Source organism: Pseudomonas palmensis, from assembly GCF_049942755.1.
Taxonomy (GTDB): domain Bacteria; phylum Pseudomonadota; class Gammaproteobacteria; order Pseudomonadales; family Pseudomonadaceae; genus Aquipseudomonas; species Aquipseudomonas palmensis.
The window spans coordinates 5,558,352-5,575,457 of the sequence record NZ_CP187958.1 but is presented as its reverse complement, the minus strand read 5'-3'; the positions used below and the strand labels follow the sequence as shown (position 1 = coordinate 5,575,457).

Annotated in this window: 15 protein-coding genes; 10 read left to right on the top strand and 5 right to left on the bottom strand. The window is 66.5% G+C overall.

The window, feature by feature from the left end; all coding sequences use genetic code 11:
* Positions 1-6 precede the first annotated feature (6 nt).
* From ACPRTJ_RS25720 to ACPRTJ_RS25710, 3 genes are all read left to right on the top strand, one after another.
* Complete coding sequence (locus ACPRTJ_RS25720; RefSeq protein WP_196932844.1) at positions 7-1,203, top strand: NAD(P)/FAD-dependent oxidoreductase; 1,197 nt, start codon at positions 7-9, stop codon at positions 1,201-1,203.
* Between the two features lie 27 nt (positions 1,204-1,230).
* A complete protein-coding gene (locus ACPRTJ_RS25715; protein ID WP_426427588.1) occupies positions 1,231-2,916 on the top strand; it encodes a thiamine pyrophosphate-binding protein in 1,686 nt (561 codons plus the stop codon).
* Between the two features lie 65 nt (positions 2,917-2,981).
* The gene (locus tag ACPRTJ_RS25710; RefSeq protein WP_043864048.1) at positions 2,982-4,433 is read left to right on the top strand and encodes an NAD-dependent succinate-semialdehyde dehydrogenase; all 1,452 of its coding nucleotides are present in this window, start codon (positions 2,982-2,984) and stop codon (positions 4,431-4,433) included.
* A 27-nt stretch (positions 4,434-4,460) separates the two neighbouring features.
* Here the strand turns inward: ACPRTJ_RS25710 and ACPRTJ_RS25705 are convergent, their stop codons facing one another.
* Positions 4,461-5,186, bottom strand: coding sequence for a FadR/GntR family transcriptional regulator (locus tag ACPRTJ_RS25705; protein ID WP_043864047.1), 726 nt, complete (start codon positions 5,184-5,186; stop codon positions 4,461-4,463).
* A 363-nt stretch (positions 5,187-5,549) separates the two neighbouring features.
* On the opposite strand from ACPRTJ_RS25705, the gene ACPRTJ_RS25700 reads away from it, so the two are divergent.
* From ACPRTJ_RS25700 to ACPRTJ_RS25680, 5 genes are all read left to right on the top strand, one after another.
* Positions 5,550-6,698, top strand: a complete 1,149-nt coding sequence (locus tag ACPRTJ_RS25700; RefSeq protein WP_078481146.1) for a branched-chain amino acid ABC transporter substrate-binding protein — start codon at positions 5,550-5,552, stop codon at positions 6,696-6,698.
* A gap of 143 nt (positions 6,699-6,841) precedes the next feature.
* Positions 6,842-7,780 carry a branched-chain amino acid ABC transporter permease gene (locus ACPRTJ_RS25695; RefSeq protein WP_043864046.1) on the top strand — a complete coding sequence of 313 codons (939 nt, stop codon included), beginning with the start codon at positions 6,842-6,844 and terminating at the stop codon, positions 7,778-7,780.
* Between the two features lie 12 nt (positions 7,781-7,792).
* Positions 7,793-9,034 (top strand): ABC transporter permease subunit, encoded by a 1,242-nt coding sequence (locus ACPRTJ_RS25690; protein WP_100632635.1) that lies wholly within the window; start codon positions 7,793-7,795, stop codon positions 9,032-9,034.
* Positions 9,031-9,804 carry an ABC transporter ATP-binding protein gene (locus ACPRTJ_RS25685; RefSeq protein ID WP_054914344.1) on the top strand — a complete coding sequence of 258 codons (774 nt, stop codon included), beginning with the start codon at positions 9,031-9,033 and terminating at the stop codon, positions 9,802-9,804. Before ACPRTJ_RS25690 ends, ACPRTJ_RS25685 begins: the two co-directional genes overlap by 4 nt.
* Positions 9,805-9,806: 2 nt before the next feature.
* Positions 9,807-10,523, top strand: a complete 717-nt coding sequence (locus ACPRTJ_RS25680) for an ABC transporter ATP-binding protein (protein ID WP_043864043.1) — start codon at positions 9,807-9,809, stop codon at positions 10,521-10,523.
* Between the two features lie 7 nt (positions 10,524-10,530).
* Here ACPRTJ_RS25680 and ACPRTJ_RS25675 read toward each other — a convergent pair whose 3' ends face one another.
* Both ACPRTJ_RS25675 and ACPRTJ_RS25670 read right to left on the bottom strand, forming a co-directional pair.
* Positions 10,531-11,202: an SOS response-associated peptidase gene (locus tag ACPRTJ_RS25675; protein ID WP_426427582.1), complete on the bottom strand. Its 672-nt coding sequence runs from the start codon at positions 11,200-11,202 to the stop codon at positions 10,531-10,533.
* Positions 11,203-11,294: 92 nt separating this feature from the next.
* A complete protein-coding gene (locus ACPRTJ_RS25670) occupies positions 11,295-12,479 on the bottom strand; it encodes an acyl-CoA dehydrogenase family protein (RefSeq protein ID WP_426427580.1) in 1,185 nt (394 codons plus the stop codon).
* Between the two features lie 246 nt (positions 12,480-12,725).
* On the opposite strand from ACPRTJ_RS25670, the gene ACPRTJ_RS25665 reads away from it, so the two are divergent.
* A complete protein-coding gene (locus ACPRTJ_RS25665; protein ID WP_426427579.1) occupies positions 12,726-13,691 on the top strand; it encodes an ABC transporter substrate-binding protein in 966 nt (321 codons plus the stop codon).
* Between the two features lie 14 nt (positions 13,692-13,705).
* Entirely contained in the window at positions 13,706-14,668 is a 963-nt protein-coding gene (locus ACPRTJ_RS25660; protein WP_426427577.1) for an aliphatic sulfonate ABC transporter substrate-binding protein, read from the top strand.
* Positions 14,669-14,857: 189 nt separating this feature from the next.
* On the opposite strand, the gene ACPRTJ_RS25655 is transcribed toward ACPRTJ_RS25660, so the two are convergent.
* Positions 14,858-16,441, bottom strand: coding sequence for a rhodanese-related sulfurtransferase (locus ACPRTJ_RS25655; RefSeq protein WP_058540329.1), 1,584 nt, complete (start codon positions 16,439-16,441; stop codon positions 14,858-14,860).
* Positions 16,438-17,046 carry a cysteine dioxygenase gene (locus ACPRTJ_RS25650; RefSeq protein ID WP_123753128.1) on the bottom strand — a complete coding sequence of 203 codons (609 nt, stop codon included), beginning with the start codon at positions 17,044-17,046 and terminating at the stop codon, positions 16,438-16,440. The genes ACPRTJ_RS25655 and ACPRTJ_RS25650 overlap by 4 nt, the downstream gene beginning before the upstream one ends.
* Positions 17,047-17,106 lie beyond the last annotated feature (60 nt).

Here is a 17,106-nt window from a genome sequence, read left to right as displayed (position 1 = left end):
CCAGCCATGGCTTCGACAGCAACAAAGCAGCATTACGATGTGGTGATCGTCGGCGGTGCGGTGAATGGCAGCGCCACCGCGTATTTTCTGGCCAGCAACCCGGACTTCACCGGCTCGGTGCTGGTGGTGGAGCGCGACTGGACCTATGCCCAATCGGCCACGGCGTTGTCCAGCAGCTCTATCCGGGTGCAGTTCTCCAACCCGATCAACATCCAGATCTCGCGCTTTGGCGCGCAGTTCATCCGCGACTTCCCCGAACTGATGGCGGTCAATGGCGACAGGCCCGACCTGGCCTTCAAGGAGAACGGCTACCTGTTCCTGGCCGACCAGAAAGGCTTCGACGTGCTCAAGCGTCTGCACCAGACCCAACTGGACAACGGTGCCGACGTCACGTTGCTGGACACCGAGGCGCTGATCCGCCGCTTCCCGTGGGTCAACCCCGACAGCCTGGCCGGCGGCACCTATGGCGAGAAGGACGAGGGCTGGTTCGACAACTACGGGATCATGAACGGCTTTCGCAAAAAGGCCCGCAGCCTGGGCGTGGAGTATGTCGAGAACGAAGTGGTCCAGGTGCTGCGCGAGGGTGATGTGATCACCGGTGTGCGCCTGGGCGATGGCCAGTTGATCGGCTGTGGCCAGCTGGTCAACACCGCCGGCACCCGTGGACGCCAGGTGGCGCGCCTGGCCGGGCTGGACATACCGGTGGAGGCGCGGCGCCGTTCGCTGTTCGTGTTCGACTGCCATACGCCGCTGCCCGGTACCGTGCCGCTGACCATCGACCCCACCGGGGTGTTCTTCCGCCCCGAAGGCCACCTGTACCTGGGCGGCACCTACCCACGCCACGACCCGGAGGTGGATTTCAGCGACTTCGACGTGATGCACGACGAGTTCGAGGAAGAGGTGTGGCCGGTGCTGGCCGAGCGTGTGCCGGCGTTCGAGGCGATCAAGGTGGTCAACTCCTGGGCCGGGCACTACGACTTCTGCGTGCTCGACCACAACGCCATCGTCGGCCCCCATGACCAGGTGCGCAACTTCCTGTTCTGCAACGGTTTCAGTGGCCACGGCCTGCAGCAGGCACCGGCCATCGGCCGCGGCCTGAGCGAGCTGATCATCTACGGGGGCTACCGCACCCTGGACCTGAGTGCCCTGAGTTATCAACGGGTGATCGAGAACCGTCCTTTCCTGGAAGACTCGGTCATCTGACCGCGCCGCCTGATGGAGAACAACAAGATGAACACTGACAACAACGGGCTGCGCACGGGCGGGCAGGTGCTGGTCGATGCCTTGCGCATCAATGGCGTGGAACGCGCGTTCTGCGTGCCCGGCGAGAGCTACCTGGCGGTGCTTGATGCCTTGCACGATGCCAGGGACGACATCGAGCTGATCGTGTGCCGCCAGGAGGGCGGCGCCGCCTACATGGCCGAAGCCTACGGCAAGCTCACCGGCAAGCCGGGTATCTGCTTCGTCACCCGCGGGCCGGGGGCGACCAATGCCTCGGTCGGCGTGCACACCGCCTTCCAGGACTCCACGCCGATGATCCTGTTCATCGGCCAGGTGGCCCGCGACCAGGTGGAGCGCGAAGCCTTCCAGGAGATCGACTACCGCCGCATGTTCGGCCAGATGGCCAAGTGGGTGGTGGAGGTCGACGATGCCGCGCGCCTGCCCGAGCTGCTCAGCCAGGCGTTCCACCGCGCCACCAACGGCCGCCCCGGCCCGGTGGTGGTTGCCCTGCCCGAAGACATGCTGACGGATCGGGTGGCAGTGGCCGATGCCGGCCCGGCCCGGCGGATCGAAGCGGCGGCGGCACCTGCCGACCTGCAGCGCCTGCAGGCTCTGCTGGGCGAGGCACAGCGCCCGTTGGTGGTGCTGGGCGGTGGCGGCTGGACCGCCGCGGCGGTGGCCGATGCGCGGCGCTTCATCCAGGCCCAGAACCTGCCTGTGGCGGCTTCGTTCCGCTGCCAGGACCTGTTCGACAACACCTTGCCCCAGTACGCCGGCGACCTGGGCCTTGCCGCCGGCCCCGAGTTGGTGGAGGCGGTGAAAAGCAGTGACCTGCTGCTGGTGATCGGTGCACGCCTGGGCGAGATGAGCACCGGCGGCTATGCCCTGGTGGACATTCCGGTGCCCAGGCAGGCGCTGGTGCACATTCACCCCGGCATCGAGGAACTGGGCCGGGTGTACCAGCCGACCCTGGCGATCAACGCCGGCATGCCGACCATCGCCGCGCAACTGGCGGCGCTGGCGCCGGCCAAGCCGCAGGCGTTCGCCGAGTGGGTACAGCGCCTGAACAGCGGCTACCGGGCCAACTTCGAATGCCCGCGTTCGCCCGGCGAGGTGCAGATGAGCGAGGTGATCGCCTGGCTCAACCAGCACCTGGCCGCCGACAGCATCATCACCTGCGGTGCCGGCAACTACACCGGCTGGGTGCACCGCGGCTACCAGCACCAGGCGTTTCGCACCTTGCTGGGGCCCACCAACGGCTCGATGGGCTATGGCGTGCCGGCGGCGATTGCGGCCAAGCTCACCGCGCCGCAGCGCAGTGTGGTGGCGTTCGCCGGTGATGGCTGCTTTCTGATGAACGGCCAGGAGCTGGCCACTGCCGCGCACTATGACGCCCGGGTCATCGTGGTGGTGGTGAACAACGGCATGTACGGCACCATCCGCATGCACCAGGAGCGCAGCTACCCGGGGCGGGTGTCGGGTACCGACCTGCACAACCCCGACTTCGCCGCGCTGGCACGGGCCTATGGCTTGCATGCCGAAACGGTGAGCGCCACCGATCAGTTCGCGGGTGCGTTCGAGCGTTGCGAGGCGTCGGGCAAGCCGGCGCTGATCGAGGTGCAGATCGACCCCGAGGCGCTGACCCCGCGCATGACCCTCAGCCAGATCCGCGAAAAGGCCCTGGCGTCGCGTTGACCCTCCAGGCGGGGGCAGGGTCTGCCTCCCGCCGTTTCCCCTTATTCCCCTGCGAGCCCATCAGCATGAACCTTGCCGATCCTGATCTGCTGCGTGAACGTTGCTATATCGATGGAACCTGGGTGGGCGCCGACAGCGCCCGCAGCATTGACGTGACCAACCCGGCCACCGGCCAACGCCTGGGTGGCGTGCCGCGCATGGGCGCCGACGAAACCCGCCGCGCCGTGCTCGCCGCCCAGGCGGCGCTGCCGGCCTGGCGCGCCCTCACCGCCAAGGAACGCGCCAGCCGCTTGCAGGCGTGGTTTCGCGAAATTCTCCTGCACCAGGAAGACCTGGCGCGCATCATGACCGCCGAGCAGGGCAAGCCCCTGGCCGAGGCCCGTGGCGAGATCGCCTTCGCCGCAGCCTATGTGGAGTTCTATGCCGAGGAGGGCAAGCGCCTGTATGGCGACGTGATCCCCTCGCCGCAGGCCGACCGGCGCCTGCTGGTGACCAAGGAGCCGATTGGCGTGTGCGCGGCGATCACGCCGTGGAACTTCCCGGCGGCGATGATCACGCGCAAGGCCGCCCCGGCCCTGGCGGCCGGGTGCACGCTGGTGCTCAAGCCCGCCTCGCAGACCCCGTTCAGCGCCCTGGCGCTGTGCGTGCTGGCCGAACGCGCCGGCATACCGCGTGGCGTGCTCAACGTGGTGACCGGCGACTCGGCCGCCATCGGTGGCGAACTGACCGCCAACCCGGTGGTGCGCAAGCTGTCGTTCACCGGCTCCACGCCCATCGGCATCCAGTTGCTGCAGCAAAGCGCGGCCACGGTGAAGAAGGTGACCCTGGAGCTGGGCGGCAACGCGCCCTTCATCGTGTTCGACGACGCGGACCTTGAAGCGGCGGTGGAGGGCGCACTGGTGGCCAAGTTCCGCAACAGCGGGCAGACCTGCGTGTGCGCCAATCGCTTCTACATCCAGGACGGCATCTACGAGCGCTTTGTCGAGCGTTTTGCCCAGCGGGTCGGCGAGCTGGTGGTGGGCGAGGGCAGCCAGGCCGGCACCACCGTCGGCCCGCTGATCGATGCCAAGGCCGTGGCCGGGGTCGAGGCGATGGTGAGCGACGCACTGGAGGGCGGTGCGCGACTGGTCGCCGGTGGCCGGCGCCACCCCCTTGGCGAGGCGTTCTACCAGCCCACCGTGCTGGCCGAGGTGACACCGGACATGCGCGTGGCCCGCGAGGAGATTTTCGGGCCGGTGGCGCCGCTGTTTCGCTTTCACAGCGAAGAACAGGTCATCGCCCAGGCCAATGCCACCGAGTTCGGCCTGGCCTGCTACCTGTATGCACGGGATGTGGGGCGGATCTGGCGGGTCTCGGAGGCCCTGGAGTACGGCATGGTAGGCGTCAATGTCGGCGTGCTGGCCACCGAGGTCGCACCGTTTGGCGGCGTGAAGTCATCGGGGCTGGGGCGCGAAGGCTCGCGCTACGGGATCGAGGATTACCTCGAGATCAAGTACGTGTGCCTGGGCCTGGGCTGACCCGCGAGGGCAGGGCGACAGCGCCGCTCAGTCGCCGCTGTCGACCAGGCGCTGGTAACGCGACAGGCTTTCTTCCAGGTGCTTGCGCACCGCCGAACGGGCGGCGTTGACGTCGCCCATGCTGATGGCCGAGAGAATCGCGCCGTGTTCGCGGCCGATCTTCTTGATGTGCGCCAGGCGGTTCTTGCCGGTGGACTGGCCGTGCTTGAGGTTGAGGTCGAAGATGATGTCCGGGCCCAGGGCTTCGAGCAACTGCGGGAAGTGCGGGTTGTTGGTGGCGCGGGCAATCGCCAGGTGGAACTCGAAGTCGGCACGGGCCTCTTCCTCGAGGTTGGAGCCGTCCAGCGCGTTGAAGCGGTCGAAGGCCTCGGTGATCTGCGCCACGCTGGTGGGGCTGCGGCGCTCGGCGGCACGCGCGACCGACTCGGTCTCGATGCCCAGGCGCAGTTCCAGCACGTGGGCGGCGGCGCGCACGTCATCGACTGCGGTGCTCAGGGCAAAGCCCAGGCGCTTGACGTCCTGCTCGACCACGAATACGCCTACACCCTGGCGGGCGATCAGCCGACCGCCCAGACGCAACGAGGCCACGGCCTCGCGAATCACAGGGCGGCTGACGCCGAATTCCTTGCACAGCTCCTGTTCGGACGGAAGCTTCTGCCCCGGCCCGTATGTGCCATTGTCGATCCGGTTGGACAGCTCGTGGATCACTGTCTCCGCCAGATTGGCCCTGCGCGTTCCAAACGACGCATTCATAGTTGTGTAGCTCCTGAAACTGATGTGCTCATCACGATGGATTGAATGGTTGAACAGGTTGGCGCATCCGTCAAACGCGATCTGCGTCGATTTCACCCGACCCGCTAAAAACCCGAAGTAGCGGCGAAAATGTAGCCATATGTTATCAAACAACTGACTTGTTATGGTGCAAGCGCCTGATTCTACTGCAATCCCATGCCTCGTTAAGGTGCATGGATCAAGGCGTGCGTGGCTTTTGTCAGCATTTTCATTTTCCTCAAGCATACACCCATTGACAGTTGCCTGCTGACTGTTATCTTACAAGTGCGCCGGCGAGGTTGGCCAGGCGTGTGCAGTTCGTCCAATGATTACTGGGAGCTGAGAATGAATAAGAACAACCGGGGTTTGACCGCCCTTGCTGCACTGATGGCAACACTGATGGGGGCTGGCACGGCGAACGCGGCGGACACCCAGCTGGTACGGATCGGCTTTGCCGGCCCGCTGACCGGGCCCTCTGCACACCAGGGGCTGGATGTGGAACATGGCGTGAGCATCGCCATCGAAGAGGCCAACCAGCAGCAGTTGAAGCTGGGCGACAAGGTGGCCCAGTTCAAGCTGGTGTCCGAGGACGATGTGGCCGACCCGCGTACCGGTACCGCCGTGGCGCAACGCCTGGTGGATTCGAAGGTGGCGGTGGTGATCGGGCATTACAACTCGGGCACCAGCATCCCGGCCTCGAAGATCTACGCCGATGCCGGCATCCCGCAGATCTCGCCGTCGGCGACCAACCCGGCGCTGACCCGCCAGGGCATCAAGACCGTGTTTCGCGTGGTCAACGACGACGCCACCCTCGGCCGCTATGCCGGCAACTACCTGGTCAAGACCCTGCAGGCCCAGCGCATCGCGATCTTCGACGACCGCACCGCCTACGGCCAGGGCCTGGCCGACGAAGTGACCAAGGCGGTCAAGGCCGCCGGTGGCAACGTGGTGGTACGCGAATACACCAACGACAAGTCCACCGACTTCAATGCCATCCTCACCACCGCCAAGTCGCAGAAGGTCGATGCGGTGTTCTTCGCCGCCCTCGACTACCAGGCCGCCCCCATGGCCAAGCAGATGAAGAACCTGGGCCTGAAGGCCAGGTTCATGAACATCGGCAACCTGCCCAACGACGAGTTCAAGAAGATGGCCGGCAGCGCCGCCGAGGGCGTGTACGCCTGGAACTACGGCACCCCGTTGCTGGAGATGCCCAAGGGCGCGGCGTTCGAGCAGAAGCTCAAGGCCAAGTTCGGCACGGGCGTGGTGCAGTCCTCGCCTGCGGCGTACGACGCCACCTGGGCGGCGATCACCGCCATGGTCAAAGCGCAGTCGGCCGACCCTGCCGTGTACCTGCCGGTACTCAAGAGCGAAAGCTACGAGGGCGTCACCGGCACCATCGCATTCGATGAATTCGGCAACCTGAAAAGCCCGGCCGCCACGGTGTTCCAGTTTGCCGACGGCGGCTGGAAAACCCTCTCGGTCGAGCGCGACTGAGCCGTTGCTCTACCTCGAATAACAAGCGGGCCGCCCGGCTCGCAACAATAAGAAGCGTTCATTTCTGACCTGCCAGGCATGCCGCCGCGTCGCTGTTGCCAGCGCACGCGGTGAGCGACAACGCAGTTTTGAGGATTCAGCTCGTGGAAGGCAATTTCGATATCTTGTTGCAGCAGGTCCTCAACGGCCTGGTGCTGGGCAGCATCTATGCCCTGGTAGCCCTGGGCTACACCATGGTCTACGGCATCATCGGCCTGATCAACTTCGCCCACGGCGAGGTGGTGATGGTGGGCGCCATGGTGACCATCTCGGTGCTGAGCATGCTCGCGGGCATGGGCTTTGCGCCCGGCATCCTGACCCTGCTGCTGGCGATCATGGTGGCGGCGGCGGTGTGCATGCTGATGGCCCAGGGCATGGAGAAGTTCGCCTACCGGCCCTTGCGCAAGGCCCCGCGCCTGACCCCGCTGATCCTCGCGATCGGCATCTCGATCGCCTTGCAGAACCTGGCGATGATGATCTGGGGGCGTGGCTACAAGACCTTCCCCGAAGTGGTCGAAACCCGCCCGATCGAGGTGTTCGGCGCCACCGTCACCAACGTGCAGATGAGCATCATGATCATCTCGGTGGTGATCATGCTGGGGCTTTGGCTGCTGGTCGACAAGACCCGCCTGGGCAAGGCCATGCGCGCCACCGCGCAGAACCAGGAAGTGGCCGGGCTGATGGGCATCAACATCAACCGGGTGATTTCCGCGACCTTCCTGATCGGTGCCGGGCTTGGCGCCATCGCCGGGGTGATGCGCGCGGTCAACTACGGCCAGGCCGACGCCTACATGGGCCTGCTGCTGGGGCTCAAGGCCTTCTCGGCGGCGGTGCTGGGCGGCATCGGCAACCTGTTCGGGGCCATGGCCGGCGGGCTGCTGCTGGGCCTGATCGAGTCGCTGGCCGCCGGCTACACCGGCCACCTCACCGGGGGCTTCCTGGGCGCCAACTACCAGGACATCTTCGCGTTCGCCGTGCTCATTCTGGTGCTGCTGTTCCGACCCAACGGCCTGATGGGCGAACGCCAGGCCGACCGGGCCTAGGAGGCAACGCACATGAAAAACCAAACCGCACAGTACCTGCTGCTGATCCTGGCGTTCGTGGCCTTGCCCTTCGTCGTCGACAGCATTCCGTTCCTGGGGCCCACCTGGGTACGCATCCTCGGCTTTGCAATGCTCTACGTGCTGCTGGCACTGGGCCTGAACATCGTGATCGGCTACGCCGGCCTGCTCGATATGGGCTACATCGGCTTCTATGCCATCGGCGCCTACCTGTACGCCTTGCTGGCCTCGCCGCACCTGAACATGGCCGGGCTGGTGGACGGCGTGCTGAACTGGCCGCTGTGGGTGATCATCCCGCTGGCAGCGATTGCCGCGGCCATCTGCGGGGTGCTGATCGGCGCCCCGGTGCTCAAGCTGCGCGGCGACTACCTGGCCATCGTGACCCTGGGCTTTGGCGAGATCATCCGCATCTTCATGAACAACCTCGACCAGCCGGTGAACATCACCAACGGGCCGCAGGGCATCAGCAACATCGCACCCTTGCACATCGACGGCGGGGCCTGGTCGCATGCCGCAGGGCAGGCGCCCGAGGCGCTGCTGTCGCTGCAGACCTCATGGAGCCTGTTCGGGCTCAAGGTCACCCCGGTGATCAGCTACTACCTGTTCTTCCTGGTGGTGGTGATCTTCGCCATCGTGCTGTCCAAGCGCCTCGAAGTCTCGCGCATCGGGCGGGCCTGGATGGCCCTGCGCGAGGACGAGGTGGCGGCCGAGGCCATGGGCCTGAACAAGCGCAACCTCAAGCTGCTGGCATTTGCCATGGGCGCGACCTTTGGCGGGGTGTCCGGGGTGCTGTTCTCCAGCTACCAGGGCTTCGTCAGCCCCGAGTCGTTCACCCTGATGGAGTCGATCATGGTGCTGGCGATGGTGGTGCTCGGCGGCATGGGCTCGATTCGCGGCGTGGTGCTGGGGGCGTTGATCCTGTCGGTGATGCCCGAGGTGTTCCGCGACCTGGTCAACTGGATACAGCCGTTCGTGATGGACAACGTGACCTTCGTCAGCCGCGAGGTGCTGCGCAACGTGCTGGATGCCTCGACCCTGCGCATGCTGGTGTTCGGCCTGGCGCTGATTCTGGTGATGCGCTACCGGCCCGAGGGCCTGTGGCCGTCCAACCGGCGCCGCGCCGAGCTGCATGACGGCGACCCCGAGCCCATCCCGGCGGCGACCGCGCTGAGCACCACGGTGCCCGCGAGCACGCCGGCCTTCGATCACCCGGCCCAACAGGCGGACAAGGTATGAGCGACGTATTACTGGAGCTGCGTTCGGTCAGCAAGTTCTTTGGCGGCCTGCAGGCCCTGCACGGCATCGACCTGTCGATCCGGCGCGGCGAGATCCGCGGCCTGCTGGGCCCCAACGGCGCGGGCAAGACCACCCTGTTCAACGTGCTTACCGGGCTGTACCGGGCCGAAGAGGGCAAGGTCGAATTCGACGGCAAGCCGCTGAACATCAGCAAGCCGCACAAGGTGGTGGAGGCGGGTATCTCGCGCACCTTCCAGAACATCCGGCTGTTCCACAACATGACCGCGCTGGAAAACGTGATGATCGGTCGCCATGTACGCACCCGCTGCGGGGTGTTCGGGGCCGTGTTCCGCACCCCGGCCTGCGTGCGCGAAGAGCGCGAGATTCGCCAGGCTGCGCGGCACTGGCTGGCCTACGTGGGCATCGGGCACCTGGCCGGGGAACTGGCCAAGAACCTGTCCTACGGCGACCAGCGGCGTCTGGAAATTGCCCGCTCGCTGGCCACCGAACCCTTGCTGATTGCCCTGGACGAACCGGCGGCCGGCATGAACGCCTCCGAGACCGAAGGCCTGCGCCAGCTGATGTGCAAGATGAAGGCCGACGGCAAGACGGTGCTGCTGATCGAGCATGACGTGAAGCTGGTGATGGGCTTGTGCGATCACGTCACCGTGCTGGAATTCGGCAGGAAGATCGCCGATGGCCTGCCGGCCGATGTGCAAAGGGACCCTCGGGTAATCGAGGCCTATCTGGGTTCGGAGGCGGTGGCCTGAACATGAAGAACATTCTTGAAGTACGCGACCTGCAGGTGGCCTACGGGGCCATCCAGGCGATCAAGGGCATCGACCTGCACATCCGCGAGGGCGAAATGGTCGCGCTGATCGGCGCCAACGGCGCCGGCAAGACCACCACCCTCAAGACCCTGGCCGGCCTGCTCAGCCCGGTGGCCGGGCAGATCACCTTCGATGGCAAGGCGCATGCGGCGATCAAGAGCTACGACCTGATCCGCCAGGGCCTGGCGCTGGTGCCGGAAGGCCGCGGGATCTTCCCCAAGCTGACGGTGTACGAGAACCTGGAGATGGGCGCGTTCTCGCGAACCGACGGCAAGGACGCGATCCAGGCCGATATCGAACGCATGTTCGGCATCTTCCCGCGGCTCAAGGAGCGCGCCTTTCAACTGGCCGGCACCATGTCGGGCGGGGAGCAGCAGATGCTGGCGATTTCCCGGGCATTGATGGGCAGGCCCAAGCTGCTGTTGCTCGACGAGCCGTCGATGGGCCTGGCGCCGATCATCGTGCAGAAGATCTTCGAAACCATCGTCGAGGTGGTCAAGGGTGGCGTGACCCTGCTGCTGGTGGAGCAGAACGCCAGGCTTGCCTTGCAGACCTGCCAGCGCGCCTATGTGATCGATGGCGGGCGCATCGCGCTGGAAGGCCAGGCCAGCGACCTGCTGCACAACGAGCAGGTGCAGAAGGCGTACCTGGGCGAGTAGGCGCCGTTCAGGGGTGCCGGCGCTGCACCAGGGCCGGGCCCTGGTTGCGGCTGTTGCCCACGGCGCTGTCCACGGGGTACCACTCGAACACCTGGGCGGGCTCGGCGAGGTCCAGCAGCTGTTCGGCGTATGCCTTGGAGGTGGCGGGGTCCAGCCAGTGGCGTGCGGCGTCTGCGGCCAGCACCACCGGGCGCCGGTCATGCACATCCAGCAGGCCGCCCTGGCTGTCGGCCGTGATGATCACGCAGCCGTCCTGTTCGCCGGGTGGGTCGCCCAGCTGGCCGATGGCCGCGCACAGGGCAGGGCGTCCATCGCGGCGGCGGATCAGGTAGGGCTGCTTCTTAGGCCCGCCTTCATCGACCCATTCGAACCAGTTGTCGACCGGCACGATCAGCCGGTGCGGCCAGATGGCGCGAAAGAACGGGCCGTGGGCCACCTTCTCGACGCGGGCATTGATCGGTGCCGGCTTGTCCTGCGCCCAGTGTGGCCGCCAGCCCCAGCGCAGCAGGTCGGCGTGCAGGGTGTCATGCTGCAGGCCGAGTACCGCCAACTGGGTGGTGGGGGCCACGTTGTAGTGCCCAAGCGGCGCATCGCCCACGCGGTTGACCAGTGGGTTGGGCATGCTCAGGGCGTCCACGAACTCGTGGATGCCGTGGTACTGGCTCAGTCGTCCGCACATGTGCACCTCCGCCGGCAGGCCTGTTTGAGCATAGGCCGATTTGGAGGATGGCGGTGCGTGGCCGGTCGGCCGCTGTCAGCCGGGGGCGAGGGTCACGGCGCTTGCTGGCTCAGCGCCGAGCGCCCGGCACTGTGGAACACCACGTCATCCTGCGGGGTGTGGATGCGGCTGCACAGCACGTTGCGGTAGTGCCGCTCCAGCGGGTTGTGCCGCGAAAGCCCTGGGTTGCCGCTGGCCTCGATGGCCAGCTCCACGGCCTGGATGGCGTTGTGCGTGACCAGTTGCTTGAGCTGCCCGGCGTGCTGCGCGGTGACCTGGCCGCTGGCCGCGGAGTCGAGCAGGTTGCGGTTGGCGAACAGCAGGGTATCGATGCGCCCGACCCGCTCCTGAAAGCGCGGCAGGCTGGCCAGCGGCTGGCCGAGGTTGGACGGCACCCGCTCGCGCAGGAAGCTCACCAGCCAGTCGCGTGCGGCCTGGGCCACGCCGTCGTAGAGGCTGGCCAGCAGCACCGCCATCCACAGCTGAGCTTCGCCATCGAGCTCGGCGCGCGGTGCGCTGGCCGGGCTGACGGCCACGGCGTGCTCCAGCGGCAGCAGCACATCGTCGAACTCGACGCGGTGGCTGCAGGTGGCACGCATGCCCAGGTGATCCCACTCATCGACGATGCGGATGCCGGGGCTGTCCTTGTGCACCAGAAAGCCACCCACCAGCGGGTCGGCATCGTCGCTGCGCGCCCACACCAGGTACCAGCTCAGGCCGTGGCTGCCGGTGGAGTAGAGCTTGGTGCCGGACAGGCGCCAGCCTTCGGCGGTACGCCGCGCGAGGGTCGCGGGCAGGCCGCCACGGGCCGGGGTGCCCAGCTCGGGTTCGACCCTGAAGGCATTGATCAGCGCGCCGTGCTCCACCGCTTCGCGGGCCAGGCGCTGGCGCAGCGACAGCGGCCAGCGCTGGTCGTCCTGCAGGCGCACATGCTGCAGGTACTGCATGACCAGAATCAGTGCGGTGGAGGGCTCGCCCTTGGCCACGGCGGCCACCACCTTGCGCGCGGTGGCGAGGTCGGCACCGGCACCCCCCAGCTCGCGCGGCACGGTGAGCGCGAGCAGGCCATGGCGTTGCAGCAGGGCAAAGTTGGCGGTGGGGAAGGCACCGCTGCGGTCCACCTCGGCGGCGCTGGCGGCCAGCTCGCGGGTCAGGGTAAACAGCAGTGGGTCCAGGTCGGCGAGGGCAGGGGCCGACTCGATCGAACGGTACGGCGCGGCAATAGAAGACAGGCTCATCAGGCACTCATCGCAGAAAATCCAGGGAGCACCCGGGGGTGCCGTCGTCCCGCCCCGAGTTGTGTGTGCAGATCGGCGGGCTTATGACCGTATGCGTTAAATTTTCTGATGTAAAATTCTTTATGGTTATAAGCTAATGGCGATAATTAAACGTTATTTGCATATTAGGATATTCATAAAATGCACTTCACTGATTTATGACGAGCCGGTAGAGTCGCTCTACAATCGCCTTCAGGAGTGCACTGCATGCCACCCATTTCACGACTTCTCGCCCTCGCTGGCGCCTTGCTGCTGGCCGGGCAGGTGCTGGCCGAACCGCGTATCGAACTGCGTATCGGCGACCAGAAGGGCAACATGCGTGCCCAGCTGGAGGCCGCCGACGGGCTGCGCGACCTGCCGTATGACATCAAGTGGGCGGAGTTTCCGGCTGCCGCGCCGCTGGCCGAGGCGCTCAATGCCGGCGCGGTGGACGCCGGCATCATCGGTGATGCGCCGCTGCTGTTCGCCCTGGCGTCCGGCGCGCAGGTCAAGGCGATTGCCGTGGACAAGTCCGACGCCTATGGCACAGCCGTGCTGGTGGACCCCGGGTCGGCGCTGCACGCGGCGGCCGACCTCAAGGGCAAGCGCATCGCCACCGGGCGCGGCTCGATTGGCCATTACGTGGCGCTCAAGGCGCTGGCCAGCGCGGGGCTGAGCGAGAAGGACGTCGAGTTCCGCTTCCTTGGCCCGGTGGATGCCAGGATGGCCCTGGCCAACGGTTCGGTGGATGCCTGGGCGACGTGGGAGCCGTACACCGCGCTGGCCGAAACCACCGGCCAGGGCCGGGTGCTGGTCAATGGTCGCGGCTTGTCCAGTGGCAACAGCTTTCTGGCGGCGACCGACAAGGCGTTGGCCGACCCGGCCCGGCGCGCGGCCCTGCAGGACTACCTGGCGCGCCTGGCCAAGGCCCAGGTGTGGGCCAACCAGAACCTGGACAGCTACTCCAAGACCCTGGCGCAGATCATCGGCTTCCCGCAGGACGCGGCCCGGCTGCAGTTCGAGCGTCGCCAGTTGCGCTGGCAGGTCGTGGACGCCGGCACCATCGCCGAGCAGCAGGAAACCGCCGACTTCTACCAGGCCCACGGCCTGATTGCCCAACGTCTGGACGTGGCGCCGACCTTTGCCGGCGGCTTCGTGCTGCCCGCCAGGGTCGTCGTGACCCAGGCCCACTGACAGGAGCTGACCCCATGCAACCGTTCAAACGTCTGCGACAACTGGCCATCGGCGCGCTGCTTGGCGCCAGCCTGGTCGGTAGCGCCAGCGCGGGGCAAACCCTGCGCATCGGTTACCAGAAATCCTCGACGCTGCTGATTCTGCTCAAGGCCCAGGGTACGTTGGAGCAGCAGCTGGCGCAGCAGGGCATACAGGTCAGCTGGCATGAGTTCGCCAGCGGCCTGCCGCTGCTGGAGGCCCTGAACCTGGGCAATGTCGATGTGTCGGCAGATGTGGCCGACACCGTGCCGGTGTTCGCCCAGGCGGCGGGGGCGCGGCTGACCTATTTTGCCCGCGAGACACCATCGCCACTGGCCCAGGCCATTCTGGTGCCGGCGGATTCGCCGCTGCACAGCCTGGCGGACCTCAAGGGCAAGAAGGTGGCGGTGACCAAGGCCGCGGGGAGCCATTACCTGTTGATACAGGCCCTGGCCAGGGCCGGGTTGACCTTCAGCGATATCCAGCCGGCCTACCTGATCCCGGCCGATGGCCGTGCGGCGTTCGAGAACCGCAAGGTCGATGCCTGGGTCACCTGGGACCCGTTCGTGGCCAGCGCCCAGCGCCAGCAGCATGCGCGGGTGCTGAGCGATGGGCAGGGGCTGGCCAGTTACCAGCGTTACTACCTGGCGGGCAGCGATTACGCCAAGGCGCATCCGCAGGTGCTTGAAACTGTATTCGGTGCGTTGCAGAAGGCGGGGCAGTGGACCAAGGCCAACCCCACGCAGGCGGCGAAGGTGCTGGGGCCGTTGTGGGGCAACCTGGATGTGGCCACGGTGGAGCAGGCCAATGCGCGGCGCAGTTACGACGTGCAGTTGGTGAAGCCGGAGCATCTGGCCGAACAGCAGCAGATTGCCGATGTGTTCTTTGCCCAGGGCCTGTTGCCGCGCAAGGTGGATGCGGCGGCGGTGTCGTTGTTCGAGCCGGTGGCAGGGCGCTGATTGCGGCTCGGCGGGTGAGGGCTGCCTGATCCACGGTGGGTTCAGGTTGTACGAGCGCTTCGCGCTCGATTCGCCGGCAAGGCCGGCGCCTCCTGTGCTTGTGCCCGAAGGGCGCAGGAGCGGGCCTTGCCCGCACCTGCGTATGCGGCCTGTCGGCCAGGGGCAGACCATACGGTCTGCTCAAGAGGTTCAGATCACCCGGAACCCATGGGTGCCATCACGCCCCAGCTGCGCCACCAACCCGAACTCCCAATCCAGGTACCCCTGCATCGCCTCACGCGGGTTGTCGGTGCCTTCATACGGCCGGCGGTAACGGTCGCTGCGCGGCACCGCCAGGTGCGTCTCGCCCGACTCCAGCGGCCGCCCCTCGGCAATCCAGCGGCCCGTACCACCCTCCAGCACGAATACCGGCACTCGGGTCAGGCGTTGCAGGTCCTGCGCCGCAAACCGCGCCAGCAAGCTGCTGCCGCAGGTCAGCACGTAACGTCCCGCCACCGGCAAGCGCTCCAGTGCCTGCTCCAGCTGTGCCCTGATCGCCCAGTGCGCACCCGGTATGTGCCGCTGCACGTAATTGGCACTGGTGGTGAAGTCGAGCAGCACCGTGTCGGCGTCTGCCTGCCACTGCACCAACTGTTCGGGGTCGATGGTCGAAGGCTGCGGCAACGCCGGCAACGGCGGCTGCCAATCACCCGTTTCGCTGAAGTCGCCTGCGCCCAAGCCATCGAGCACCGCCACCTCCCAACCCATCTGCGCCAACCACGACGCACTCATGTTGGCACGCACGCCATCGTCATCGATCAGTACGATGCGCGCCCCGCGCACACTGGCCACATGGTCGGTTTCCTGCACCAGCTGACCACCCGGCGTCGAGCGGCTGCCTGGCAGGTGGCCCCGGGCAAATTCCTCGGGGGTGCGCACATCGAACACATAAGTACTGCGATCGGCCTGGGCGCGCCACGCCGCCAGCGTCTGGCTGTCTGCACGCACGACGCCGGCCTTGTCGGCCACGGCGCGGGCCTGTTCGGCGGCGCGCTGCCGGTTGGCCGGGCTCACGTCGCCAAAGCGCCGCGATTGGCCATGGGCCAGGGTCTGCCCCGCCAATGTCCAGCCAATGGTGCCGTTGCGCAAAGCCGATACCGGGTTGGGAATGCCGGCGTTGACCAGCGACTGGGTGCCGATGATGCTGCGGGTGCGCCCGGCGCAATTGACGATCACGCGGGTGGCCGGGTTCGGTGCCAGCTCGGCCACCCGCAGCACCAGTTCGGCACCCGGCACGCTGATGCCGCCCGGAATGCTCATGGTCTGGTATTCGTCGAAGCGACGCGCATCCAGCACCACCACGTCGGCCTTTTCGTTCAGCAGCGCCTGCACTTCTTCGGCCGCCAGCGAAGGGGTGTGGCGCTGGCTTTCCACCAGTTCGCCAAACGCCTTGCTCGGTACGTTCACATCCTGGAACAGCTCGCCGCCGGCCTCGCGCCAGCCGGCCAGGCCGCCTTCGAGCAGGGCCACGTCGCTGTAGCCAAGTTGACCCAGGCGCTGGAGCGCAATCTGCGCCAGGCCCTCGCCATCGTCATACACGGTGATCGGTGTATCGCGCCGGGGCACTCGCGCGTAGATTTCGATTTCAAGCCTGGACAGCGGGATGTTGGCCGCGAACAGCGGATGTTCCACGGCGAAGGGCGCTTCTTCGCGCACATCGATCAGGGCCAGTTCATGCCTGGCCAGCAAGTGCTGGCGCAGGTGGGCGTAGGTGCGGGTGGTCGGGGTGCTCATGGCGCAAGGTTCTCTTTTGACAGGTCCCACAGATTGGGCAGTTGGGTGTTGGAATAACCGGAAATGAAGGGTTTCTCGCTGCCGTCGGCCAGGTACACGGCACGCCTGACCGCGCCGATGTTGGCGCCGTACACGTGGATGCTGATCGACACCTGGTCGTCGAAGGCATTGCTGACCTGATGGATGTCGCCGATGCGCGGCGACACCGCCTCGACCTGGCCGCGCTCGAGGCGCACCGGGCTGCCGGACGGCAGCAGCGCGCCGTGCTCGTTGCGGGCAAAACCCTGGGCGTATTCGGCGCCGCGCAGCATGCCGATCAGGCCCCATACCCGGTGGTCGTGGACCGGCGTGGTCTGCCCAGGCCCCCACACGAAGCTGACGATGGAGAAGCGCTGGCGCGAATCGCAGTGCAGCAGGTACTGCTGATAGCGTTCGGGGCTGGGCTGGGCCAGCTCTGGCGGCAGCCAGTCGTCATGGGCCACCAGTTGCTGCAACAGGCGCTGGCCATCATCGAGAAGGGCCGCTTCATCGGTTTCTCGGTCGAGCAGGCTGGCCAGTTCGTCGATGAACTGACGCAAGCGGTCCAGGCGAAGGGGGTCGGTCATGGTCGGGGCTCTGGCTACGGTTTCGAATCACCCTAGCAACCGCCTGATGATTCTCAAAAT